The organism is Streptomyces sp. KR55, from assembly GCF_052245645.1.
GTDB lineage: Bacteria > Actinomycetota > Actinomycetes > Streptomycetales > Streptomycetaceae > Streptomyces > Streptomyces flavusporus.
In genome coordinates this window covers 1-4,206 of the sequence record NZ_JBQQCE010000638.1, presented here as the reverse complement: position 1 = coordinate 4,206, position 4,206 = coordinate 1, and the positions used below count along the sequence as shown (strand labels likewise).

Below are 4,206 nucleotides of genomic sequence, written 5' to 3'. Positions count from 1 at the left end.
CCTGTTCGGTGGCCCGTTCCCGGAAGGCGGCGCGGTCGAAGGACTCCTCGCCGTCGCTCAGGCCACCGGAGGCGAGCTCGGGGGGCTCGGTCCCGCGCAGCTCCTCGTACAGCCGCAGGGCCGGGTCGATGAGGTCGACGCGGGTGTACTGCCGTACGGCCTCGACCATCAGCTCGCCGAGGTTGGCGCCGCGCACCCAGCGCTCGGTGGAGCCGGGCGGCGCGAGGTCCCGCCATGCGCCGTGCACGTCGATCTCGCGGGCGATGTCGGCCTCTCCCGCCCGGCGTCGGCCCAGGTCGTTGCGCAGCTGGGCCAGCACCGTTTCCCGGGAGCAGTCCGGCGGCGGTTCGGCCAGCACCTCCTCGCGGTAGCGGATGGCACGGTGCAGGGCGCCCGGTGCCACACCCGATTCGTACAGGTCCTCGAAGAGGCCCGCCGCGATCAGACGCAGCGTGCGGACGACCGTCTCGTCGGCGTCCACCGGTGCCAGCAGCAGCGCGGCCTCGCAGAACGCCGCCGCCCGGTGGAGATGGGCCGGGTCACGCCGCTCCGAGTCGTTGAACCGCTCGGTGTACCACTGGGCCGCCTCCAGCGCGTACTCCCACGAGCGGTCGTCCGCCGGCCGCCCGGTCGGCGGCCCGTCGCCGAGCCGTGCCGCCAGTTCGTGCAGCAGTTCCGCGGCCTCCGGGCCGATCTGCGGCGCCATCTGCTCGGCGATGGGCGCGATCTCGTCGCGGTTCCAGGCCAGCAGCATCGGACAGCCGTCGACCAGTACGTCGCGCAGTTCCGGGTTCTCGGTGTACAGGTACGCGGCGAGGGTGAGCAGTCTCCTGCACTCCTGCTCCTCCAGCAGTTCGGCGACGGCGAGCCCGGCCCCCGCCGTGCGCGCCCGGACCAGGAAGTCCCGCCGGATACCGAGCGTCAGCAGATAGGGCGTGTCACGGCGCCGGCGGGCCTCCCGCATACGGCCGGCCAGCGCGGTCAGGGCCTCCTCGCCGGCGAGTGTCGGCCAGGTCGCGAACACCGCGACCATGGCCTGCGGATCGTCCGCCGTGACCAGGGCGTTCAGCGCCTCGCCGGCCACGGCCTCGGCCAGGCTGTCGCGGACGGCATCCAGGGCGACGTCCGGATCGCTCTCTTCCCGGCAGGTCTCCAGCACCGCCGCCAGATACTCCACCTCCACGTCGGACAGCGGCGGGTCGGGCTCGGTATCCTCCGGCTCCCGGATCGTGGCCTCGGCCGGATCGCGCAGCCGGGCCAGGACGTCCGCGGCGACGGTCTCGTCGAGTAGTTCGGGGTGCCGGCGCAGCACGGCGCGCAGGGTGTCGGCAAGCCCCCGGCCGCTGCGCACGGCCCCGTGCAGCAGCGCGCCGAGCGGCCCGAACCGCTGTGCCTGGGCCAGAAGGTGGCGCACGACGGTGACGCTGCGGCGCTCGTCGGGGGAGAGGTCCTCGCCCGCGAGGTCGGTCGCGGATTCGGCCTCGGGACCGAGCAGGATCGGGTGGTGCACGACGAAGCTCAGGACGTCCACCCAGCCGGTGCGCTGGAAGAGCTCCTCGACCACTCCGAGGAACCAGCTGATGTCCTCGTCCCTGCCGTGGTCGGTCTTCGACACCGCCATGCCCTCGAGAGCCCGGTCGAAGCCGTGCGTGCGGGTGTGGCCCAGGACGTCCGCGTGATCCCTGAAGAGGGCGGCGGCCACGGTGTCCCCGGCCGCCTCCGCCTCGGAGACCAGCCACCGCAGGAATTCCTCGGCCTCCGGTCGCAGCAGTGCCGGATGGGCTTCGATCAGGGCGCGTGTGGCCACCCAGCTGGGTGCCGAGCAGAGCTCCTCCAGGAGCGGCACGAGGGCATCGGCCGAGTCGCCCGTCGAGACCTCGGTCGTCACATCGGTCGAAAGGTCGGACGAAACGCCGGCTTCTTCCATGCCGCCCCCTGACGCATTGTCACCCCGTCGGGCCGGGATGGACGAAACGCGTCCCGTTCTCGGCCGTTCCGTACCAAAGGTACTGCGACACCGCCCTGCCCATCTCCGCTTCCGTCGTGGGATCCGCGGGCGGTTCGAGGCGCAGTGCCTCGTAGAGGCCGAAGCGGTACAGGTCGTACATCGTCTCCACCATGCCGGACCAGGACTCGGCGGCCTCCAGGAGGCGGATGCGGTAGACGGCGGCGGCCAGCACGATCGAGGCGGGCAGCATCCACCAGGCGACCGGGGTCCACAGGGCGCTCAGCAGGCACCACAGCAGCAGATGGGCCGCGGCGTCCAACCGGCCCCGGACCAGGTCGAGTTCGGCACGGGCGTCGGCGTCGAGGGTCAGCCACAGATGCGGCCAGCACGCCACCGGGTCAAGGCCGTACTTGTCACGGGTCCGGTCCTCGTAGGCCCGCAGCAGATTGGCCAGCCGGGTGGCCCCCACCGCCTCGGGGGTGAACACGGTGCGCCGGATGCGCCGTTCGAGCCGGGCGAACTCGGCGGCCTCCCCGGCGGACAGCGACCGGCGTTCCCGCTCCGCGCCCAGCCACTGGGCGCGGGCGGCCAGACGGCCGGCCCCGTTCAGGGCCCGGCGGCGCAGCCGGTCGCCCAGGGGCCCCGGCCAGTGTCCGGACAGCAGCCGCAGCAGCGGCCTGGTCAGTGTGCCCACCAGGGCCGTGGAGAGGGCGAGCAGGCCGATCAGGGCGACCAGCGCGGCCAGCTGGAAGGGTGCGCTCAGCTCGCGCAGCCGGTCGGCCAGGCCGGCGGGGAAGGCCCGGCACGGGCTGCGGTGGCAGTCCTGCTCCAGCCGCCACCACCACGCCAGGGCGCCGCCCAGCCAGAACACCGTCGCGGCCCCGGCCAGCCGGAGCGCGAACTGATCGGCGAGCTTGCTCCCGAGCCCCTTCCAGAACGCCGTCAGCACGTCAGCCGTCCGCCGTCGGCTGGGTGCCGCCGGGAGTGCGTCGCACGAGCGGGCTCCCATGGCATTCCGGGATCGGCATGCTCACGCTGAACCGGTACCACACGGTGTCGCAGCCGGGCCGTACGCAGACGAAGGACGGCACTCTCGGGATCCGCACGTCCCCGAGGGGCGCGGCGAACTCGCGCAGGCCCGGTTCCGTCGCCAGGTACTCCTGGGTCCACCGCCGGGTCGGTTCGTGGGCCGAGAGGACCCGGAGGATGCCGGTCCTGACCGGCTCACCGGCGCACGCGCGGGCCAGCAACTCGTCGAGTCGCCGCCGGACGTCCCCCGCCCCGTCGCCCAGCAGGGCGTCCAGGTGCGGGCGTACCGCGGTGGCGGCGTCCAGGTACTGCTGCTCGTCCATGGGCACCCCGTGATCCGACCCGTCCGCTCGTCGTGCGCATTCCCGGCGAGGGTGAGGACGGACGGCCCCGCCCGATGGTTCCCGGACGCGCGGGCAGGTCCCGCCCCAGGCATGGATTGCATAAAAGTGCAGCGATACGTATAGTCATGCCATCCAGGAGGAGGTTCCATGACGGTACGTGCCGCAGTGGCCGGAGCGAGCGGATACGCGGGCGGAGAGCTGCTGCGTCTGCTCCTGACGCACCCCGAGGTCGAGATCGGCGCCCTGACGGGCAACTCCAACGCCGGTCAGCGGCTCGGCGCGCTCCAGCCGCACCTGCTGCCACTGGCCGACCGCGTGCTGCAGGAGACCACCGCCGACGTGCTCGCCGGGCACGACGTCGTGTTCCTCGCCCTCCCGCACGGTCAGTCCGCCGCCGTCGCCGAACAGCTCGGCCCCGACGTCCTCGTCGTCGACATGGGCGCCGACTTCCGGCTGCGGGACGCCGCCGACTGGGAGCAGTTCTACGGTTCCCCGCACGCCGGGACCTGGCCCTACGGCCTCCCCGAACTGCCGGGCGCCCGCGCCGCGCTGGAGGGGTCCAAGCGCATCGCGGTGCCCGGTTGCTACCCCACGGCCGTCTCCCTCGCGCTGTTCCCGGCGTACGCCGCGGGGCTGGCCGAGACCGAGGCCGTGATCGTCGCCGCGTCCGGCACGTCCGGCGCGGGCAAGACGCCCAAGCCGCACCTGCTGGGCTCCGAGGTCATGGGCTCCATGTCGCCGTACGGCGTCGGCGGCGGCCACCGCCACACGCCCGAGATGATCCAGAACCTCAGCGCCGCCGCCGGTGAGCGGGTCTCGGTGTCCTTCACCCCGACCCTCGCACCGATGCCGCGCGGCATCCTCGCCACGTGCAACGTCAAGGCC

4 protein-coding genes are annotated in these 4,206 nt (G+C 73.2%); 1 reads left to right on the top strand and 3 read right to left on the bottom strand.

Annotation, left to right across the window (positions count from 1 at the left end):
* From ACTWQJ_RS47325 to ACTWQJ_RS47315, 3 genes are all read right to left on the bottom strand, one after another.
* The coding region (locus ACTWQJ_RS47325; protein ID WP_443312560.1) for a hypothetical protein at positions 1-1,927 on the bottom strand (1,927 nt) is incomplete at its 3' end.
* A 19-nt stretch (positions 1,928-1,946) separates the two neighbouring features.
* Positions 1,947-2,897: a hypothetical protein gene (locus ACTWQJ_RS47320; RefSeq protein ID WP_443312559.1), complete on the bottom strand. Its 951-nt coding sequence runs from the start codon at positions 2,895-2,897 to the stop codon at positions 1,947-1,949.
* A gap of 1 nt (position 2,898) precedes the next feature.
* Complete coding sequence (locus ACTWQJ_RS47315) at positions 2,899-3,300, bottom strand: hypothetical protein (RefSeq protein WP_443312558.1); 402 nt, start codon at positions 3,298-3,300, stop codon at positions 2,899-2,901.
* Positions 3,301-3,468: 168 nt separating this feature from the next.
* Here ACTWQJ_RS47315 and argC point away from each other — a divergent pair.
* Positions 3,469-4,206: N-acetyl-gamma-glutamyl-phosphate reductase (gene argC, locus ACTWQJ_RS47310; RefSeq protein WP_443312557.1), on the top strand; the 738-nt coding region annotated here is incomplete at its 3' end.

Excerpts from the sequence above, each read along its gene's own strand:
- ACTWQJ_RS47315 (WP_443312558.1), bottom strand. The coding sequence starts at position 3,300 with ATGGACGAGCAGCAGTACCTGGACGCCGCCACCGCGGTACGCCCGCAC.